The organism is Brevibacterium sp. CCUG 69071, from assembly GCF_021023135.1.
GTDB lineage: Bacteria > Actinomycetota > Actinomycetes > Actinomycetales > Brevibacteriaceae > Brevibacterium.
On sequence record NZ_PGFV01000001.1, the window covers coordinates 1065674 to 1085064 of the forward strand.

Genomic DNA, 19391 nt, shown 5'->3' on the forward strand with positions numbered 1-19391 from the left:
TCAGCGCTCCAGGTGGGACTGGACTGCCTCGGTGAAGAGCTCACCCCGGGTGTTGTAGTTGAGGAACTGGTCCATGCTCGCCGCCGCCGGGGCCAGCAGCACCGTATCGCCCGATGAGGCGAGTTCGGCCGCTGCGCTCACCGCCGCCGAGGCGACTGCTTCGCCGCGGCGATTCGGCACTCCCGAATCCACGGCCAGGGCCGGTTCGATGCGGATGACGGTGAGCTCCGGCACGGTCTCGGCAATCGCCGAGCGGAAGGCCGAATCGTCCTCGCCGATGAGCACCACGGCCTTGAGGCGGGAGGCATTGTCGGCGATCAGGGACGTGAAGTCGGCGCCTTTGGGCAGGCCGCCGGCGATCCAGACGATCGAGTCGAAGCTGCCCAGGGAGGCGTTCGCGGCGTGGGTGTTCGTCGCCTTGGAGTCGTCGACCCAGCGGATCCCGTCGCGTTCGCCGAGGGTGACCATCCGGTGCGCGCCCGTCGAATGCGCGCACAGGCCTGCGGCGATCGCCTGGCCGGGAACGTCGATGCTGCGGGCCAGGGCGGCTGCGGCCAGGGCATTGGCGACCTGATGGGCGGCCGGTTCCCCACCGTCCGCGCCGGTGGCCGCCGCGACATCGGACAGGGAGGCGATCTCGGCGGCCGAGGAGTAGCGCTGCGGGATGAAGGCTCGGTCGACGAGCAGATCTTCGACCACGCCGAGTTCTCCGGGGCGGGGGATTCCGGTGGTGAAGCCGATGGCCTTGGCCCCAGCGATGACATCGGCGTCCTCGACCATGTGCAGGGTCGCCTCGTCGGCAGTATTGTACACGCAGGCGAGCTTCGCGTTGTGGTAGATCTTCGCCTTGTCGGCCGCGTAGGCTTCGGCGCTGCCGTGCCAGTCGAGGTGGTCGGGGGCGATGTTGAGCACGGCGGCGGCCTCGGCGCTCATCGATTCCTGCCAGTGCAGCTGGAAGCTCGAGAGTTCGATCGCGAGGACCTCGAGGCCGGGTTCGAGCACGGCTTCGAGCAGCGGTGCGCCGATGTTGCCGCAGGCCTTGGCCTTCAGTCCCGCGGCGTGCAGCATCGACTCGAGCATGGTCGTCGTCGTGGTCTTGCCGTTGGTGCCGGTGATGGCCAGCCATTTGGCGTCGTTGGTGCCCCTGATCCGCCAGGCCAGCTCGACTTCGCCGATCACGGGCACCCCCGCCTCGGCGGCGGCCTTGAGCACGGGCTGGTCGGGACGCCAGCCCGGGGAGGTGACGACGAGGTCGAAGTGACCTTCGGGCAGTTCTTCGACGTGTTCGGGTCCGCGGCGGATGTCGACGTCGAAGACCTCGAGGATCTGGACCTTCTCGCTGACGTCGGAGCGATCGTCACCGTCGATGACGATGACGTCGGCACCCCGTTCGCCGAGGTGGACGGCCGCGGGGAAGCCCGTCACCCCGAGTCCGGTGACGAGGATCCGCAGTCCGGCCAGGGATGACGAGGGTCCGTTCAGGTCTGCGGGGATCGCGGCCGTCGAGTTCGCCTCGGCGGCCGCTTCTCCGGTGTTCGGGGTCTCAGCCAACGCGGGACACCCATTCGGCGTAGAAGAGGCAGATGCCGGCGACGACGAACAGGGCGGCGATGATCCAGAATCTCACCACGATCGTGACTTCCGCCCAGCCCTTGAGTTCGAAGTGGTGCTGCAGGGGCGCCATCCTGAACACGCGCTTGCCCGTGGTCTTGAAGGAGGCGACCTGGATGATCACGGACATGGTGATGATGACGAAGAGTCCGCCGAGGATGATGAGCAGCAGCTCGGTCCGGGACATGATGGCCAGGCCTGCGAAGGCGCCGCCGATGGCCAGGGAACCCGTGTCGCCCATGAAGATCTTCGCCGGCGAGGTGTTGAACCATAGGAAGCCGAAGCAGGCGGCGGCCATCGCTGCGGCGACCATTGCCAGGTCGCGGGGGTCGCGCATGTAGTAGCAGGCGTTCGTGGCCTCGGACATGAGGTTGCAGTTCTGGGTCGACTGCCAGGTGCCGATGACCACGTAGGCGGCGAAGACGACCACCGAGGCGCCGGCGGCCAGGCCGTCGAGTCCGTCGGTGAGGTTGACGGCGTTCGAGACCGCGGTGACGATGAGGTTCGCCCAGATGACGAACAGGATGAGGCCGAGCACCGCGGAGCCGAAGGCAAGGTCGAGGTTGGTGTCGCGGATGAACGACACCTTCGTCGAAGCCGGGGTCTCCCCGAAGGAGTTCGGGAACTGGAGGCCGAGGACGGCGAAGGAGATGCCGACGAAGGCCTGACCGATGAGTTTGGGCACCGGCCGCAGGCCGAGGGAGCGCTGCTTCTTGATCTTGATGAAGTCGTCGAGGAAGCCGACGATGCCGAGTCCGGCGGCCAGCCACAGGACCAGCAGTCCCGAGGCGGTGGGCACGGAGCCGGTGAATAGGTGTCCGAGCAGATAGGCGAGGATGGCTGCGCCGATGATGACGACGCCGCCCATCGTCGGTGTGCCGCGCTTCGTCGCATGCGAGGTGGGACCGTCGTCACGGACGAACTGGCCGTACCCGCGCTTGACGAGGACACGGATGAACAGCGGCGTGCCCACCAGCGCGAAGATCAGGGCCAGGCAGGCTGCGAGCAGTACGGCGATCATTGGCCCCCCGATACACCGGCGATTTCATCCCCGAGATACCGCAGTCCGGCGTCACGGGAGGATTTGAACAGGACGATATCGCCGGGGGCGAGTTCTGCGCCCAGCAGATCGCGCGCCTCGGCGGCGGTGGCCACCCAGGTGGCCTCGTTGCCCCACGACCCTTCGAGGTTCGCGGCATTGAAGATCGGCTTCGCGCCCTCGCCGACGACGATGGTGCGGGTGATGTTGAGCCGGACCACGAGTTCGCCGATGTCGGAATGGGCCGACACGGACTCGTCTCCGAGTTCGAGCATCTCTCCGAGCACGGCGAAGGTCCGCCGCGGTCGGCTCTCCTCATCCCCGCGGCCCATCGAGGCCAGGGTCTTCAGAGAGGCGCGCATGGATTCGGGGTTCGCATTGTAGGCGTCGTTGAGCACGGTCACGCCCGAGGGCGAGTCGATGAGCTCCATCCGCCACCGGCTCGCCGCCGAGGAGGTCGAGAGTGTGGTCACGATCGATTTGGATGCGACGCCGCAGGCATGGGCGATCGCGGCGGCGGCCAGGCCGTTGCCGACGTGGTGTTCGCCGATGAGTGCCAGGCGCACCTCCCGCGGTTCCTCACCGGGCAGGTGGAGGACGAAGGAGGGGTGACCGGAGGAGTCGGTGGTGACTCCGGTCCCGCGGACCACCGAATCATCCCCGGCGACCCATTCCGGCAGGGACTCGCGCTGGGAGAACCACAGGGTGGACACCTCGGGGGCGAGGACCTCACGCATTCCGGCGACCCGGGAGTCATCGGCATTGAGGATCGCGGTGGAGCCGGCGACGAGGGATTCGACGAGTTCGGCCTTGGCCCGTGCGGTGTTCTCGATCGAGCCGAAGACGCCCGAGTGGGCAGTTCCCACGGCGAGCTCGACCGCGATGTCGGGACGGATCAGGCTCGTCAGGTAGGCGAGGTTGCCGATCGAGCGGGCCCCCATCTCGAGGACGAGGAACCGCGTGGACTCATCGGCGCGCAGGGCCGTCAGCGGCACTCCGACCTCGTTGTTGTACGAGTTCGGCGGCCACACGGTCTCGGCCTCGCCGGCGAGCAGGTCCGCGGCCAGATCCTTCACGGTAGTCTTGCCGACGGAGCCGGTGATCGCGATGACGGTGAGCTCACCGGCTTCGCGCAGGCCTTCGATGCTGTGTCGGGCGAGGACGCCCAGGGCTTCGGTGGCGTCGGGGACGACGACGGTAGGCAGTGGGGAGTCATCGACGGTGGGGACGGATTCGCCGATGATCAGGGCCGCGCCCGCCTCGATGGCGGCTGCGGCGAATTCGATGCCGTCGAAGTTCTCGCCTCGGCGGGCAACATAGATGTCACCGGAGCCGATCTCTCTCGAGTCGGTCACTACTCCGGCGGTCAGTTGGGTCTCGGGGTCGATGCCGTACAACTCGCCGCTCAGGGCAGTTGCGATCTCGGCTGCAGTCAGTCGCTTCATATCAACTGTGAACTTTACCTGGTTGGGAGCCGCCCAGTCGCATGGACAGCGCCTCGCGTGTCCTCGACCGGTCGTCGAAGTCGGTCACCACGGTGCCCACGGTCTGGCCGGTCTCGTGGCCCTTTCCCGCGATCAGCACGGTGGTTTCGGGGTCTGCGGAGGCGATCGCCGTGTCGATGGCTTCGCCCCGATCGGCGACCTCGATGATCTTCTTCACACGTGCCGTGCCCGCGGCGATCTCCGCCTCGATTCCCGCGCGGATCGCCGCCCGGATCTCCTCCGGGTCCTCGGTGCGAGGATTGTCGTCGGTGAGGATGATCACGTCAGCGGCCGCCGCTGCGGCCCGACCCATGCCGGGTCGTTTGCCGCGGTCGCGGTCGCCGCCGGCGCCGAAGACGATGACGAGGTCCTCGCTGTCGGCGTGCAGCGACTGCAGGGCCTTGGCGATCGCATCGGGCGTGTGCGAGTAGTCGACGATCGCGCGGGGCAGCTTCTCGGGGTGGGACTGGCCGTGGGCGCGGGGGCCGGAGACGTCGATGATCTCCATCCTTCCCGGCACCGAGGCGGTGAAGCTCGTCCCGATCCGCCCCAGATCCTCGGGGCTGACCCCGGATTCGACGAGCATGGCCGCGGCGAGGGCGGTGTTCGTGACGTTGAAGTCACCCGGCAGCGGGGACCGCAGCCGGATCGACGTGGCAGCGCCGGTCCGGTCCGTGTCCGCGGCCGAGGAGTCGCCTCCCGCGCCGAGGTGGAGCGTGAACTCGGATTCTCCGGGGGTGTGGTCGATCAGCCATTCGCTGCGCTCGTCTCGGCCAAGGGTGCGCACGGGCACGTGGGCGGCTGCGACCATCTTCTCTCCCCATTCGTCTTCGACGACGATGACCGCCTGGTCGGCGAAGCGACGGGTGAAGAGCATGGCCTTCGCCGCGAAGTACTCCTCCATCGTGTTGTGGAAGTCGAGGTGATCCTGGGACAGATTGGTGAAGCCGGCGACGCGGAAGTGGGCACCGTCGACGCGATGCTGACTGAGCGCGTGCGAGGAGACCTCCATGGCGCAGGTCTCGACCTGTGCCTCACGCATCTTCCCGAACAGAGCGTGGAGTTCGGGAGCCTCGGGGGTGGTGCGCACGCTCGGCACGGTGTCGCCGGCGATGAGGGTGGCGACGGTGCCGATGACGCCGGTGCGGCGGCCGAGGGCCTCGAGCATTCCGTCGATGAGGTAGGTCGTCGTCGTCTTCCCGTTCGTCCCGGTGACGCCGAGGAGTTCCGGCTGCCCGGTGGTGCCGTAGACGGCGGCGGAGACGTAGCCGAGGATGGAGCGGGGATGCTCCACGATCAGGGCGCTCACCTGTGACAGTGCCGCGTCATCGACGGCGGCGGTGATCCGGTCCCACCCGCTCGCATCGGTGAGGATCGCAGCCACACCGTCGGCGATGAGTTCGGGGGCGAACTTCGCTCCGTGGACGTTGGCGCCGGGCAGTGCCGCATAGAGCATTCCGGGCACCACGGTGCGCGAGTCGTGGGAGACCCCGGTGACCTCGCGTTCCGGGTCTCCGTGGATGGTGCCGGGGGCGATCGGCAGCAGCTGTGAGAGGCGCATCATTTCCATTCTCGGGCAGGGAGCTGTGGTTCCGTCGTCGACGGGGGGATCTTGAGGTGCCGCATGGTGAAGCCGGCGACGTCGGAGAAGACGGGGGCGGCGGCGCTTCCACCGTAGTAGCCGTCTCGGGGCCTCTGCAACGTCACGGAGATCGCGACCTGCGGGTCTTCGGCGGGCAGGACGCCGACGAAGGAGGCCGTGTAGCCGTCGTAGCCTCCGCCTTCGGCTGCCGGTGCCTGCGCGGTTCCGGTCTTGCCTGCGACGCGGTAGCCCGAGACCTGCGCGGACTTGCCGGTGCCTTCGGCGACCACGCCTTCGAGGATGCTCAGGGTCTGATCGGCCGCCTTCTCGCTGATCACCCGTTCGGGCTTGCCAGCGGGTTCGGAGATCGGCTTGCCCGAGGGTCCGATCATGCCGTCGACGAGCGTCGAGGGCACGTGCACTCCGCCGTTGGCGATGGTGGCGATGACATCGGTGGTCTGCAGGGCGTTCGCGGCCACGCCCTGACCGAACATGACCGTGTACTTCGTGCGGCCGTCCCAGTCCGTGTAGGGGTGGAGGATGCCTCCGGTCTCGGCGGGGAAGCCGATGCCCGAGGTGGAGCCGAAGCCGAACTTCTTCATGTACTCGTAGCGCTGCTCCTCGGTCAGCTTCTCCCCGGCCAGGATCGTGCCCGTGTTCGAGGATTCGGCGAGGATGCCCGCGAAGGTCAGCTTCTCGTCGGGGTGTTCGTGGGAGTCGCGGAACTCCTCGTCATTGGGTGCCTTCCATTTGTAGGGCACCGTGAACTCGTCTTCGGGGTCGACCAGTCCCTGGTCGAGCAGGGCGGCGGCGGTGACCATCTTCGCCGTCGATCCGGGCTCGAAGACGTCGGTGAAGATCCGCGAGCCGCGATCGTCGGCGTCGACCTTGCCCGGGGAGTTCGGATCGACCGTCGGGGCATCGGCGGCGGCGAGGATCCGGCCGGTCTTGATCTCCTTGACGACGATCGATCCGGATTCGGCCTTGTGCTTCTGCCGCTGCTCCTCGATGGCCTGCTGGGCGTAGTACTGGATGTCCGGGTCGATCGTCGTCTGCAGTCCTTCACCGTCGACGGCGTCCTGGATGTTGTTGTCCCCGAGCGGGATGATCTCTCCGCGTGCACCCTTCTCGTACTGCTGTCTGCCGTCGCGGCCAGAGAGCTGTTCGTCGTAGGCCTGTTCGAGGCCGGCTTGGGCGTGGCCGTCGGAGCTGAGGAAGCCGACGAGGTTGCCGGCCACTCCCCCGGAGGGATAGGAGCGCACGGCGTATTCCTCGGCGGAGACGCCGAGGATCTCGAGCTTCTTCACTGCCCGCCAGGTCTCGGAGGTCAGCCCCTTGGCCACGGGGTTCCAGCGCTTGTCGCCGACGAGCTTCGGGTAGAGCAGTCCGGGATCGGTGTCGAGCGGACCGGCCAGAGCTTCGGCTGCGCCCCAGGCGCCGACGAGTTTGCCGTCGACCTTGTACTGGGCGACGTTCTCCTGGTCGACGACGAGCTGGTAGCGGGAGACGCTGTCGGCGAGCACCGTGCCGTCGGAGGCCAGAATCTGACCGCGATCGGCGGGCAGGGTTCGAGTGACCAGCCGGTTGTCCAGGGCCTTCTCAGCGAGCTTCATCGAGTCCATGCCCTGGATCGAGACCAGGCGGACCGAGGTGATGAGGAGGGCGAGGATCGAGACGGCCGCGATGAGTCCCATCCGCAGACGCAGATTGGGGCCTGTGCGTTTGCCGGTCTTCTTCACCCGAGATCTACGTGGGCCCATTGCACTGTCCTTGGTCCTTGCTTAGTGGGCGAATGGTTCCGCGGCTGGTCGGGATCGGCCCGATGCGGTGCGTCCTACTTCGGAGCTTCCTGGCTCGGCGCGGCGACGTCCTGGCTGGGGCTGCCGCCGACGACGGGAAGCTTCTCATCCGATCGTAGATTGGGTCGCAGGTCTTCGCGGGTATCGGCACGCGGACCCGGGACAACTGTCGGCTTTTTCTTTCCGCTGACGTCGATCGGCGGGGCGTCGATGATCTTTCCGGTCTTGGCGTCGAGGAACTCCGGCGAGGAGTCGCGGACGAGGCCGAGCTCCTCGGCGGCGATCGAGATGTTCTGCGGCGACTCGCGGTAGGAGTTGTCCTCGACGAGACGATCCTTCTGCTCGGCCAGCTGATCCTTCTCGGAGTTGAGCTGGTCGATCTGATAGGAGGTGTGGGAGATGAAGATGTTGAGCAGCAGCACCGCGAGGAGAGTGGCGATGAGGATCGTCACGCACAGCAGTGAGAACGGCACCCGGGCCTTGGGCAGTTCGAACTTGAGCAGCCGGAGCTTCGGTGCGGGCTGCGGCCCGCCGGCGGTCTCCTCGAGGGCTCGGCTGCGTTCGGTCACGTGGGGGCGACCGATGGTCGCGTGGGCGGTCTTCACTGTTGTGCCTCCCTGATCTTCTCGACTGCACGCAGCCGCACGCTCTTGGCACGCGGATTCGTCTCTGCTTCTTCTTCATCGGCCTGTTCGGCCCCGCGGATGATCTCCTTCAGCCAGGGCTGGAGCTCTTCGGGGACTACGGGCATGTCCGGTGGGGCCTGGGTCGTCGCGGCGGTGCGGAAGATCTTCTTCACGATCGTGTCCTCGAGTGACTGATAGGACTCGATGACCGCAACTCCCCCGATGTGCAGGGCCTCGAGCGCGGCCGGCAGTGCCGTGCGCAGCACCCCGAGCTCGTCGTTGACTTCGATCCGCAGCGCCTGGAAGGTGCGTTTGGCCGGGTGGGACTTCTTCTTCGTCTCGGGGATCACCCGGGAGAGCATCGCCGCGAGCTGCTGGGAGGTCTCCCATGGCGTGTGGGCGCGGTCGGTGACGATGATCTTCGCGATCCGACCGGCCATCTTCTCCTCGCCGTAGTCGCGGAGGATCCGCCGCAGCTCGGCTTCGGAGTAGGTGGCGAGCACCTCGGCGGCAGTGAGCTGCTGTGTCCGGTCCATCCGCATGTCCAGCGGCGCGGGCCGGGAATAGGAGAATCCGCGCTCGTCTTCGTCGAGCTGGAGGGAGGAGACGCCGAGATCGAGCAGGATTGCGCTGATCGCCTCGACCCCGAGGTCGGCGAGCACCTGCGGCAGTTCGTCGTCGACGGCGTGGACGATGTCGGTGCGATCACTGAAGGGCGAGAGGCGCTTCGTGGCGATGTCGATGGCCTGAGTGTCCCGGTCGATGCCGATCAGGTGGACGTCGGGGAAGGCGGTGAGGATGGCCTCGGAGTGCCCGCCCATACCCAGGGTTCCGTCGACGACGACCGGAGTGTTACCGTGCTGCCTGGCGGCATCGACCCCGTGTCCGATGAGCTCGACCACGCGCTCGAGGAGCACCGGGGTGTGCTGAGCGTTCATGGAGGGGTCCTTCGTGGGTCGTGGTCGTGGGATGAGCTGCTGGAGCCAGAACCTTGTCCGCCGCGGCCCTGGCACCGGGGAAGTGTGTCAGGACTTCCGAGCTTCGGAAACGGGGAAGTTCCCCGAAACTCGAGCACGGCGGGCAAGGATCAAACCCGAGCAGGATCAGATCACTCCGGGGATCACCTCCTCTTCGCGCTCGGCGAATGCCTGCTGCGCTCCGACCAGGTAGTTCTCCCAGGTCGGTGAATCCCAGATCTCGACGCGGTTGCCCATGCCGATCACTGCGACTTCCCGATCAAGTGATGCGTACTGCCGCAATATGTTCGGGACCGTGATGCGTCCCTGTTTGTCCGGTTGATCCGCAAATGCCGCCGACAGGAACACACGCTGGTAATCGCGGGCTTCCTTGTTCGTCTTCGGCGCGTTCTGGATTCGCTCATGCTCGGCTTCGAACTCCGTGGTGGGGAACAGGGTGAGGCAGTTCTCCTGTCCACGGGTCAATACGAGACCGGGCGAAAGCTCCTCGCGGAACTTTGCGGGCAGGATGAGGCGACCTTTGTCGTCGAGCTTCTGCATATGAGTGCCCAAGAACATGTCGTCTCACCCCTTTCGAAACCCAATCGGCTCCGATAGCAACCACAGTACTCCACTTCCCTCCACCTATTCCAGCACTTCTCCCCCATCGACTCTCCAGAGGCAGTGTTTTCCCAGGTCAGACCAGTGGAGGAAAGTGGAGATTTTTTCCCTGCTGGTGTGCCGCGGGCGAGCCTCGGCCGGGGTGATCGACGGATCCGCCGGGACTTCCGACCACCTCGGCGGGGGTGGGATTTCGGTGCCGATCCCCGAGATCTCGGGGCAGTCAGCGAAATGGAGCGCCGAGGCGGCCCGCCCCGGGGAGGGAAGTGGAGGGTCCGCGTGGAGGAAAGTGGGGAATGGGGTGGGGAGCGAAGTGGGGAGTGCGGTGGGGAGGAAAGTGGTGGGGCCGGCGTCAGTCCTTTCGGGGAGGCCTGTGGAGGCACGAAGTGTGAGTCCTCTGACGTCGCGCGATGCTGAGAGAAACTCGTGTGGCCCGGCAACGCGGGATAAGGGACAATGGCCCTATGTCGATCAGCCAAGAAGGAACTCAGACCAATTCCGCGATCGGTGCCGAGCACATCGAATGGGTCCAGCACCTGACCTCTCGGGCACGCACGGCGATGAACGCGGTCCTCGAGGGCAAGGACGAGGCTGTGGGCCTGTCACTGATCGCCCTGCTCGCCGGCGGGCACGTCCTCCTCGAGGATGTCCCCGGAGTCGGCAAGACCCTGCTGGCCCGCGCCATGGGCAAGGTCGTCGACGGATCGGTCCGTCGCATCCAGTTCACCCCCGACCTGCTGCCGACCGACGTCGTCGGCGTCAACCTGTTCAATCAGGAGACCCGGCACTTCGAGTTCCGCCAGGGACCGGTGTTCGCCAACATCGTCATCGCCGATGAGATCAACCGCGCCTCACCGAAGACCCAGTCGGCGATGCTCGAGTGCATGGCCGAGGGCCAGGCCACGATCGACGGCCAGACCTATCAGATGCCTGCGCCCTTCATCGTCGTGGCCACCCAGAACCCGATCGACATGGAGGGCACCTATGCCCTGCCGGAAGCGCAGCGCGACCGCTTCATGACCCGCATCTCGCTCGGGTACCCCAACACCGCCGACGAGGTGGACCTGCTCGACAATCAGATCGAGCACGACCCGCTCACCAGCGCCACACCCGTGACCAACCTCGAGCAGATCACTCAGGCCCGCGGCATCGTCCGCCATGTCTCTGCGAGTCGGCAGCTGCGCGAATACATCGTCGCCATCCTGCAGGCCAGCCGCAGCGATCAGTCGATCCTGCTCGGCTCCTCCCCACGCGGCGGCGTGCACCTGCTGCGCGCTGCGAAGGCGAGGGCGGCCCTGTCGGGACGGACCTTCGTCACCCCCGATGATGTCCAGGCACTCGCCCCGTACATCCTCGCGCACCGGATCATCCCCCGCGACGGCGATGACTCCGACCTCGCGGCCGACCTGATCGGACGCGTGATCTCCCGCTTGCCGGTGTCGACGAACCAGTGACCGCATGCGTCTGAGCACATCGGGAATCATCTTCGTCCTCGCCGGGGCGGCCCTCATCGTCACGGCGTATCGCTTCGCGCTGCCGGGGCTCCTTCCGGCCGGACTTCTGCTCCTGGCGCTCGTGCTGCTCTCGGCGCTGCTCATCGTCTGGGGCACTCGGCGGGTCTCGATCACCCTGCGCACGAACCTGCCCTCGGCGGCCTTGGCACCGTCGGCACAGCGCTATCCGCTGGCTCCGGAGGGCAAGGAGGTCGAGCTCGAAGCCACCGTGGTCAATGTCGGCCAGTTGGCGATCCCGGCCTCGACGATCGACTTCGTGACCGCCGAGGGCTTCGGCGACTCCACCGTCGGCGAGGTCCCGCCCCTGGCACACGGCAGCGGACAGGCGGTGCGGACCTCGTTCACGCCGAACCGCCGCGGCATCAGCGGCCTCGAATCCGTGCTCATCACCTTGGCCGGTCCCTTCGGTCTGGTGACGATGAAGAAGAAGGCACACGGGTCCTTCCCGATTGCAGTCTCGGTGCCGATCCTCGGCGCCAGGATCCCGACGGACTCGGCGATCCGTCCCGCCCGCCTCGATGAGGGCAAGGTCCGTCGAGGGCACACCACTCGAGACTTCCACACCCGCGAATACGTGCCCGGCGATGATCTGCGGCACGTGCACTGGCCGACGACGGCGAAGTCCGGGGACCTGATGGTCCGCCACGAGGCCGATGAGGAGACGCTGCACGCGCTCATCGTCATCGACCTCGCCGGTCGCGACGGTCACCCCGACGAGCTCGAGGTCGAGTTCCTGCTCGCCGCTGCCGCTGCGGCGGGCTCGGCCTTCCTCCGCGCCGACTACGAACTCTTCGTCGTCGCCCCCGGTCACCAGATCCGATTCAAAGGACACCGCGACATCGAACGACTGCGACTGCTCTCCGCGCTCATCGAACCCGGCCCGGTCGAGCTGCCTGCCCATGACAATCCCAATCACATCGTCATCTGCGCCGCCGAGCAGGCGCGCGGCGAGGAACTCGCCGCGAACTTCTCCCGCCGGGTGCCGGTGACGATCCGCACCCTCGACGAGATCAGCGATCTGACCATGATGGGGCTGAGCGAGGATCTGCCGGAGTCGTGGACGAGCTTCGAATCGAAGAGACGGGTGACCCGATGAGCACTCCGACCCGATTCGATCCCGAGACCTCGGCCGGCGGCTCCGCGCCTGCCGACGTCCGTCCACCTGCAGCTGCTGTGAACCAGGGTTCCGGGTGGCCCGAGGCGCTCACCGTCTTCGTGGCGATGGTCCTGGCCGCTGTTGCGCTCTCGGCGGTGTTCTCCGACTTCGCCTGGCTGCCGCCCGTCCTCGTCTCGATCGCCCTCATCGTCATCGTCGGGCTGATCTTCCGCAGCGTGCCCGTGCTGCGTGCCAGCGGCACCGCCGTCATCGCCCAGTGCGTCGTCGGTGTGTTCGCGGTCTTCGTGCTCTGCGCCCCGGACACGCTGCTGCTCGGGATCATTCCCAGCGGCAGCTCCTTCACCACGGTCATCGACCTGCTCTCCTCCGGCGTCAGCGATCTCTACGCCACGACTCCCCCGGCGGCGAGCACCCCAGGTTTCACCGCAATGCTGACGATCGCGTTCACCCTGATCACGATCCTCATCGACGGTCTCGTCTCCGACCTCAAGGCCCCGAAGGTCAGCGGTGTGCTGCTGCTGGTGCTATGGATGATCCCCGTCTTCTTCGCCCCCGCTCAGGTCCGGTGGTGGCATGTGGTCGCGATTCTCGCGGCCTTCCTCCTGCTCATGCTCAGCCGCTACCTGCCGTCGACGAGATGGCGCGGTGGGCTCACCGCCCTTGTGGCCGGTGCCCTGGCCGTGGGGATCGGCATCGGCATTCCCGTGCTGCTGCCGCCCGTGCCGACTCTGCCTGACCGTGCGGCGAGCGATAAGGGCGACCTGACCGTGACGAATCCGTTCCTCGATCTGCGCAAGGATCTGGGCGATCGGGACGATGCCGTGCTCTTCAGCTACCAGACCACCGATCCCGATGCGGAGCCGATCCGGCTGACGTCGATCGATTCCTTCGACGGGCAGGCCTGGGCGCCGAGTCCGTTCTCCCTCGATCCCTTCGCGATCGCTTCGGAGGGGATGCCGTGGCCCGAGGGGCTGCCGCGGGATCGGAACTTCAAGGAAGAGACCATCGACGTCACTGTCGGTGACGACTTCGATCAGCAGTACCTGCCCACCCCCTATGCGCCCCAGCAGCCGGACGGTCTCGATCGTCGTTGGATTTATGACGAGAAGTCGCTGACCATCGTCGGCAACGGAGAGAAGTCCGGCGGTCAGCAGTATTCGATGCAGTATCTGTCGGCCGACCCCGACGTCGACGATCTCAAGACCGCGAGCCCGGTCAGCACCGGAGACTTCGAAACCGAACTTGAGGTGCCCGAGAGCCTGCCGGATACGGTCCACGAGACCGCCGAGCGGGTGACCGCGGATGCGAACAACCAGTGGGAGGCCGCGGTGCTGCTGCAGGCCTACTTCCGCAGCGGCGAGTTCGAGTACTCACTCGATGCCCCGGAGAAGGCCAGCGGGGACGCGATCTCCGACTTCCTCGCGGACAAGAAGGGCTACTGCGTCCAGTTCTCGTCGGCGATGACGATCATGGCGCGGACCATGGGCATTCCCGCCCGCATCGGAGTCGGCTACGCCAGCGGCGAGGAGTCCGACGGCGGATATGACGTGAGCATGCAGGATTCGCATGCCTGGCCGGAGCTCTACTTCGAGGGCGTCGGTTGGGTCCGGTTCGAACCGACTCCCGGCGGTCCGGCCGGCGATCCGCCGAAGTGGACCGTCGCCAGCGGTTCGGAACAGGATGACTCCGCCGATGAGGAGGAGACCTCGGATCCGAGCGAGGAGGCCACGGACGGTGCCGAAGAGACCGAGGCAGCCGAATCGGAGGCTCCGAGCAAAGAGGAGTCGACCGAGGCCGCCGAGCCCGCGGGTTCGAACTTCAGCACCTTTGCCTGGGCCGGTGTCATCGTTCTCGTGCTCGTGCTGCTCGCACTGGTCCCCGCGATCTGGCGGATGATCCTGCGTTCGCGCAGGACGAAGGATCCGCAGAATCTCGAGGCGGTGTGGACGGAGGTCAGGGCACTGGCCACCGACTACGGTCAGAGCATCGACCCGAGCGGGACGCTGCGCTACAACGAGCTGGTCCTTGCCGGTGTCGCTCCGAGGGCCGGCACAGAGGATTCGTCGTTCTCGTCCCCGAGTTCCCGACGCTCGAGCGGCTCGGCATCCCGACCGGACTCCGGTTCGGCTGCCGGGTCGAACTCCGGGACGGCAGCACCGAAGAGCGCGGCCGCGGTGGCCACCGGTGCCGGGAACGGCAGCGACGGTGGTGGTGAGGCTTCCGCGGACGTTGCCGGCGGCACAAGCTCCGACGGCACGGCCTCTGAGGGCTCGGACCGGGAGAGGCGCGGCGACGAGCGATTCAATGCTCTGCGCAGACCCGCACCGGCGGGCACGAGCGCTCGTGCCCACGATGATACGGCGCTGGCCGCATTCATCGCCGCCCTCGAGGCGCAGAGGTACGGTTCGACGAGTCAGAGCATCGACTCCTCCGAGGTGAGTGCCCTGGTCGACGAGGTGAGTTCGGATCTGGCCGACCGGGCGAGGCCGGGGACGAAGATCTCGGCCAAGCTCTGGCCGGCGAGCATCTTCAACCCACCGCGCTGAGGCGGCGCCGACCACGCTGAGCCAGCGTCGTCCGCGCTGAGGCGGCGCAGCAGCTACGGACCGGTGAGCGATGCCCACACCGAAATCGGTGTGGGCATCGCTCATGTTCGCAGGCAGCGACAGACGCTGATCGGCCTTGCATCAAGGTGGTTTCGTCGATCAGGCGCGGCGAGACCCGTCGATCGTTCTGCGCAGGTCCGGCAGCCCGAGCAGTGCGGCGACCGGTTTGACGACAGTGATCTCTCCGAAACGGTGGTCCTCTCCCCTGACCAGGCGCCGGGCCAGATCAGGTCTGCTCTCCCAGAGGAGGAATCGGGCCTTCTCGGCATGGATCGAATTCGACACGATCTTGATCGTATCGGCGCCATCGAGGCTCACGATCGCATTCTCGACATTTTCCTGCGTGCTGGTGCTCGCGGTCTCCAGCACGATGCAACCGGTGAATCCGAGCTCTTCGCGGGCATAGTCGGACATCAGCTCCGCCTCCGAGACGGGCCCGGCCACCGCCGCACCGCAGAGCAGAAGGGTCGACTCCCGCGCCAGAGGATCGATCGACCGGATCCCAGCCCGAACGCGGTAGCGGTTGAGGAAGTTCGCGCGCTCACCGGGATTGCGATATCCCAGCACCACCACGATTTCGCGACCGCCACGGTTGTGATCGCCGCCGAGCCATCCTCGGCTTGCGCGCCAATGAGTGAGCTCTCCGAAGGCGAGGAGCGCAGCCAACGCACCGGCGAGGCTCAGGGTGAGACAGGAGGCTGTGCGCATGCGGGCATCGTATCCCTCGGGATATGAGAAGAGCGCCCACGAGTGGAGGGCGCTCCTGTCGATGAGGTGATGGTCATTCGCCGCGCTGGCGCTTTTCCCACCGGTCTTCGATCCGGCTCATGAAGCCGCCCGAGCCGCCCTTCGCTTCGGGGTTCGGGCTCTTCGAGGTCGGAGTGGTCTTCGCTGCGGTGCCGCCGACCTGTCCGGGACGGCTGAACGCCCAGTACATTCCGGCGACCATGAGGCCGAAGCCGACGACGCCGAGGGCGATCCACCACGTGGAGCTGCTGACCAGAGAGATCGCGAGGATCGTCGCGGCGAGTCCGGCGAGTGCGATGAGGATTCCAAGCACGAAGCGCTTGGCGGAGAAGCCGGGACCCGTGGCCGCGGCCTGAGTTTCCGAAATATTGCGCGCGAAACGTGGGTCTTCACTGCGCAGCTGCTTCTCCAACTGATCGAGTAGCTGCTGTTCGTGATCGGAGAGTGGCATCTCGAACCCCCGTTTCCCTACTACGGACTGATGAGACAATCATAGTCTCTGAACACCGAAAAAACATCTTGGGAACGAGAGTACTGGCCGGATTCCCACTGCGTCTTCAGACTATGGCAGAACTCACTCGCCTTTCGGATCCGACTGCCTGCGCAACAGCGAGGCCTGCGAAATCGCGGAGGTGCCGAACCTGCGCCTGACATCGTCGAGGGCGACCTCGGCCTCCCGACCCGAATGCTCCGGCTCATCGAGTCTGGCCTGCCGCCCACTGACGGCGTAGTCCATCAGGCCTGCTGCCCGCACACCGAGCAGCCGGACGCCCTGCGGCCTCTGTTCACGCAGCTTGCGCAGGGACGGCCGCAGTGCCTCGTACATCTCCCGTGCGAGATCGGTGGGCGCCTCGAGGGTGATCGAGCGCGACAGCGTGGTGAAGTCCGCGAGACGGTACTTCATCCCCAGGGTGGTCGCCACCTTCCCTTCGGCCCGCACCCGATGAGCGACCTTGTCCGCCAGACGCAGCAGCTCGTGCTCCAAAGCGTCGAGCTCCCACACGTCCTCGCCGAAGGTGTGCTCGTTGCTGATCGAATGATCCCTGGCCTGACGGTCCATCCCATGCGAGTCCAGTCCGTGGGCGCTGCGCCACAGGTGGTGCCCATGGGCGCCGAACACTCGCCCGGCCCAGGCCTCGTCGACGGCGGCGAGATCGCCGATCAGACGGATGCCGTACTTCGAGAACGACTCACGGGTCTTCTCCCCCACCCCGGGCAGCGCTTCGATGGGCATCGGGTCGAGGAACTCCTGGGTCTTCGCCAATGGGACGAGGAGCTGACCATTGGGTTTGGCCCGCGTCGACGCGAGCTTCGCCACCACGCGGCTGCCGGCGATGCCGACGGAGGCGCTCAGTCCCGTCCGCTCCCGGATGCGGGCCCGCAGCTCGGAGGTGATCCGGATCGGAGAGCCGAGTCTGCGCACGGCACCGGCGACATCGATGTAGGCCTCGTCCACACTCACCTGCAGGTAGTCGGGGGTGACGGTGGCGACGAGGTCGAAGACTTGGCGGGAGTAGTCCGAATACAGACCGTGGGACGGTGGGATCACCTCGGCGAAGGGGCACAGCGTGATGGCCCGGGACATCGGCATCGCCGCATGCACTCCGTACTCGCGGGCCTCGTAGCTGGCCGAGACGACGACACCGCGGCCGCTGCGGCCGCCGACGATGACGGGACGACCGAGCAGCTCCGGTCGGCTGAGCAGTTCGACGGAGACGAAGAAGGAGTCCATGTCGAGATGAAGCATGGTCGCACCGGTGTCGTCCGAGCCCAGTCGGCTCAGATCGCCACCGGACCGTGCCAGCTGCTTCCGACTCATCGTCCGCCCTTGTCCATCGCCTGCCTCCGCTCGCCGCCGGTCCCCTGGCTGCGGGGGTTCCGTCGGTTCCATCGGTGAAGTCCGGGTACCCTAGAGACATGGTATCGCGCACCACTGTCATGACATTGCCGATCGCTCTGACCCTCGTGCTCACAGGCTGCTCGGGCACGGGCGACGACGCTGCGGAACAGACCCCGTCTGCCGAGGCGTCCCAGTCCACGGACACCGCTTCCGCACCCGAGGAGTCCGAGTCCGCGGGCACGGAGGACGCCGAGGGTGACGCAGCAGCGTCGACGGACATCGAGGATCTGCCCGACTACGTCAAGCCCTACCCGGATTCGACCGTGCTCTCGAGTTCGGTGGCTCCGGCGGAGACCGACAAGGACACGAAGAAGCCCGAGCAGGTCAGCCTCGTGGTCAGGGCCGAGGCCGACGCCAAGGACATCTTCAAGTTCTACGAGAAGGAACTGGGCAAGGCCGACTTCGAAGCTTACGGCGACGAGGTCAAGACGGACAGCGGCCGGGTGATGAACTTCAAGCACAAGAAGAACGACGGACTCCTCGTCGTCACCGTCGCTGAGGACCCCGAGAACAAGGACAACTCGATCGTCACGGTCGGCGGGAACATCGTTCAATGACCCGAGCCGACGTCACGGACCCGTTCGACCCCCGGACGCCGCGCACGATCTCCGGCCTCGACGATCCGAAAGCCATCGTCGCCGAGGTGACCGCGGAGATCGAAGCGTTCCTGGCGGAGAAGGCCGATGAGTTCACCGCCATCTCCCCCGACGCACGCGAGATCGGCCGAGCACTGCTCGACTACACACGGGGCGGGAAGCGGATCCGCCCGGTCCTGCTGTGGTGGGGTTATCAACTCGCCGTCGGTGAGGACTTCGACCGGGAGCGGTTGAGCTCCGGACTCGCCCAGGCTGCGGGCTCGCTCGAACTCCTCCACGCCGCCGCACTCATCCACGACGACGTCATCGACCATTCGGACACCAGGCGCGGAGAACCCGCCCTGCACCGGAAGTTCGAATCCCGGCATGCGGCCAAGGGCTACAAAGGCGAGGGCGATTCCTTCGGCGTGGCCTCGGCCATCGTCATCGGCGACATCTGCCTGGCCCTGAGCGAGGAGATGTTCGAACGTTCCCAGGACAGCCTCGGCATCACCGCGCAGGCTCGCGAACTGCGGGCCACGCTGCGCCGCGACGTCATGGTCGGTCAGTACCTCGATGTGCTCGCCGAGGTGATTCCGCTCAGCGATGAGCGCATCGGCGAGCGGGCGTGGGAGGTGCTCAGCTTCAAGTCGGCGAAGTATTCGGTCGAGCAGCCGCTCCTCCTCGGCGCCGCGATGGGCGGAGCGGATGCCGAGCAGCTGAGCGAGATCTCCCGGTTCGGTCTGCCTCTGGGCCAGGCCTTCCAGCTGCGTGACGATGTCCTCGGCATCGTCGGGGATCCCGCGGCGACCGGCAAGCCTTCGGGCGATGACATCCGTGAGGGCAAGCGGACCGTACTCATCGCGGAGACGGTGCGCAGGCTCTCATCCGCACAGTCCGAGATCCTCGCAGATCGGCTGGGAGTTCCGTCCCTGACCGACGCCGAGGTGGACGAATGCGTCGAGATGATCACCGCCACCGGCGGGCTCGCCGCCGTGGAGGCATTCATCGAGGACAAACGTGCGGAGGCCCTGGCGGTCCTCGACGAATGGGCCCGCGCCGCCGAACCGGTCGCCGACCAGAACTCCGGGCCGCAATCGGAACCGCGCACCCGCCTCGGCGATGGTGCCCATCGACGTCTCGCGGAGTTCGCGGACGCGCTGGCCTACCGCACGAGTTAAACGGCGATGCGAGGGCCGAACGGTGACGTTCGG

At 66.7% G+C, this 19391-nt stretch carries 16 protein-coding genes; 5 read left to right on the forward strand and 11 right to left on the reverse strand.

Going from position 1 to position 19391, the window contains the following annotated elements; translation table 11 throughout:
- The 8 genes from murD to mraZ form a co-directional block, all read right to left on the reverse strand.
- Positions 1–1551 (reverse strand): UDP-N-acetylmuramoyl-L-alanine--D-glutamate ligase, encoded by a 1551-nt coding sequence (murD, locus tag CV023_RS04870; protein ID WP_230744300.1) that lies wholly within the window; start codon positions 1549–1551, stop codon positions 1–3.
- Positions 1544–2632: a phospho-N-acetylmuramoyl-pentapeptide-transferase gene (gene mraY / locus CV023_RS04875; RefSeq protein ID WP_230744301.1), complete on the reverse strand. Its 1089-nt coding sequence runs from the start codon at positions 2630–2632 to the stop codon at positions 1544–1546. The genes murD and mraY overlap by 8 nt, the downstream gene beginning before the upstream one ends.
- On the reverse strand, positions 2629–4095 hold the full coding sequence (locus CV023_RS04880) for a UDP-N-acetylmuramoyl-tripeptide--D-alanyl-D-alanine ligase (protein WP_230744302.1): 1467 nt from the start codon (positions 4093–4095) through the stop codon (positions 2629–2631). The genes mraY and CV023_RS04880 overlap by 4 nt, the downstream gene beginning before the upstream one ends.
- Position 4096: 1 nt before the next feature.
- Positions 4097–5695: a UDP-N-acetylmuramoyl-L-alanyl-D-glutamate--2,6-diaminopimelate ligase gene (locus tag CV023_RS04885; protein WP_230744303.1), complete on the reverse strand. Its 1599-nt coding sequence runs from the start codon at positions 5693–5695 to the stop codon at positions 4097–4099.
- A complete protein-coding gene (locus CV023_RS04890) occupies positions 5695–7476 on the reverse strand; it encodes a peptidoglycan D,D-transpeptidase FtsI family protein (protein ID WP_230744304.1) in 1782 nt (593 codons plus the stop codon). Before CV023_RS04890 ends, CV023_RS04885 begins: the two co-directional genes overlap by 1 nt.
- 74 nt (positions 7477–7550) lie before the next feature.
- Positions 7551–8120, reverse strand: coding sequence for a hypothetical protein (locus CV023_RS04895; protein WP_230744305.1), 570 nt, complete (start codon positions 8118–8120; stop codon positions 7551–7553).
- Positions 8117–9079 carry a 16S rRNA (cytosine(1402)-N(4))-methyltransferase RsmH gene (gene rsmH, locus CV023_RS04900; protein WP_230744306.1) on the reverse strand — a complete coding sequence of 321 codons (963 nt, stop codon included), beginning with the start codon at positions 9077–9079 and terminating at the stop codon, positions 8117–8119. The genes CV023_RS04895 and rsmH overlap by 4 nt, the downstream gene beginning before the upstream one ends.
- Positions 9080–9244: 165 nt before the next feature.
- The gene (gene mraZ, locus CV023_RS04905) at positions 9245–9676 is read right to left on the reverse strand and encodes a division/cell wall cluster transcriptional repressor MraZ (RefSeq protein WP_230744307.1); all 432 of its coding nucleotides are present in this window, start codon (positions 9674–9676) and stop codon (positions 9245–9247) included.
- A gap of 506 nt (positions 9677–10182) precedes the next feature.
- On the opposite strand from mraZ, the gene CV023_RS04910 reads away from it, so the two are divergent.
- From CV023_RS04910 to CV023_RS04920, 3 genes are read left to right on the forward strand one after another with little or no spacing between them, the layout of a single operon-like run.
- A complete protein-coding gene (locus CV023_RS04910; RefSeq protein ID WP_230744308.1) occupies positions 10183–11172 on the forward strand; it encodes an AAA family ATPase in 990 nt (329 codons plus the stop codon).
- Between the two features lie 4 nt (positions 11173–11176).
- Positions 11177–12328 (forward strand): DUF58 domain-containing protein, encoded by a 1152-nt coding sequence (locus CV023_RS04915; RefSeq protein WP_230744309.1) that lies wholly within the window; start codon positions 11177–11179, stop codon positions 12326–12328.
- Positions 12289–14895 (forward strand): transglutaminase family protein, encoded by a 2607-nt coding sequence (locus tag CV023_RS04920; RefSeq protein ID WP_230744310.1) that lies wholly within the window; start codon positions 12289–12291, stop codon positions 14893–14895. Before CV023_RS04915 ends, CV023_RS04920 begins: the two co-directional genes overlap by 40 nt.
- Positions 14896–15054: 159 nt before the next feature.
- Here CV023_RS04920 and CV023_RS04925 read toward each other — a convergent pair whose 3' ends face one another.
- The 3 genes from CV023_RS04925 to dinB all read right to left on the reverse strand — a co-directional run bounded on the left by CV023_RS04925 (position 15055) and on the right by dinB (position 17521).
- Positions 15055–15663, reverse strand: coding sequence for a YdcF family protein (locus CV023_RS04925; protein ID WP_230744311.1), 609 nt, complete (start codon positions 15661–15663; stop codon positions 15055–15057).
- Between the two features lie 73 nt (positions 15664–15736).
- Positions 15737–16153, reverse strand: a complete 417-nt coding sequence (locus CV023_RS04930) for a DUF3040 domain-containing protein (protein ID WP_230744312.1) — start codon at positions 16151–16153, stop codon at positions 15737–15739.
- Between the two features lie 123 nt (positions 16154–16276).
- A complete protein-coding gene (gene dinB, locus CV023_RS04935; RefSeq protein ID WP_230744313.1) occupies positions 16277–17521 on the reverse strand; it encodes a DNA polymerase IV in 1245 nt (414 codons plus the stop codon).
- A 98-nt stretch (positions 17522–17619) separates the two neighbouring features.
- On the opposite strand from dinB, the gene CV023_RS04940 reads away from it, so the two are divergent.
- Both CV023_RS04940 and CV023_RS04945 read left to right on the forward strand, forming a co-directional pair.
- Positions 17620–18159 (forward strand): hypothetical protein, encoded by a 540-nt coding sequence (locus tag CV023_RS04940; protein ID WP_230744314.1) that lies wholly within the window; start codon positions 17620–17622, stop codon positions 18157–18159.
- Positions 18156–19358 (forward strand): polyprenyl synthetase family protein, encoded by a 1203-nt coding sequence (locus CV023_RS04945; protein ID WP_230744315.1) that lies wholly within the window; start codon positions 18156–18158, stop codon positions 19356–19358. Before CV023_RS04940 ends, CV023_RS04945 begins: the two co-directional genes overlap by 4 nt.
- The last annotated feature ends 33 nt before the right edge of the window (positions 19359–19391 follow it).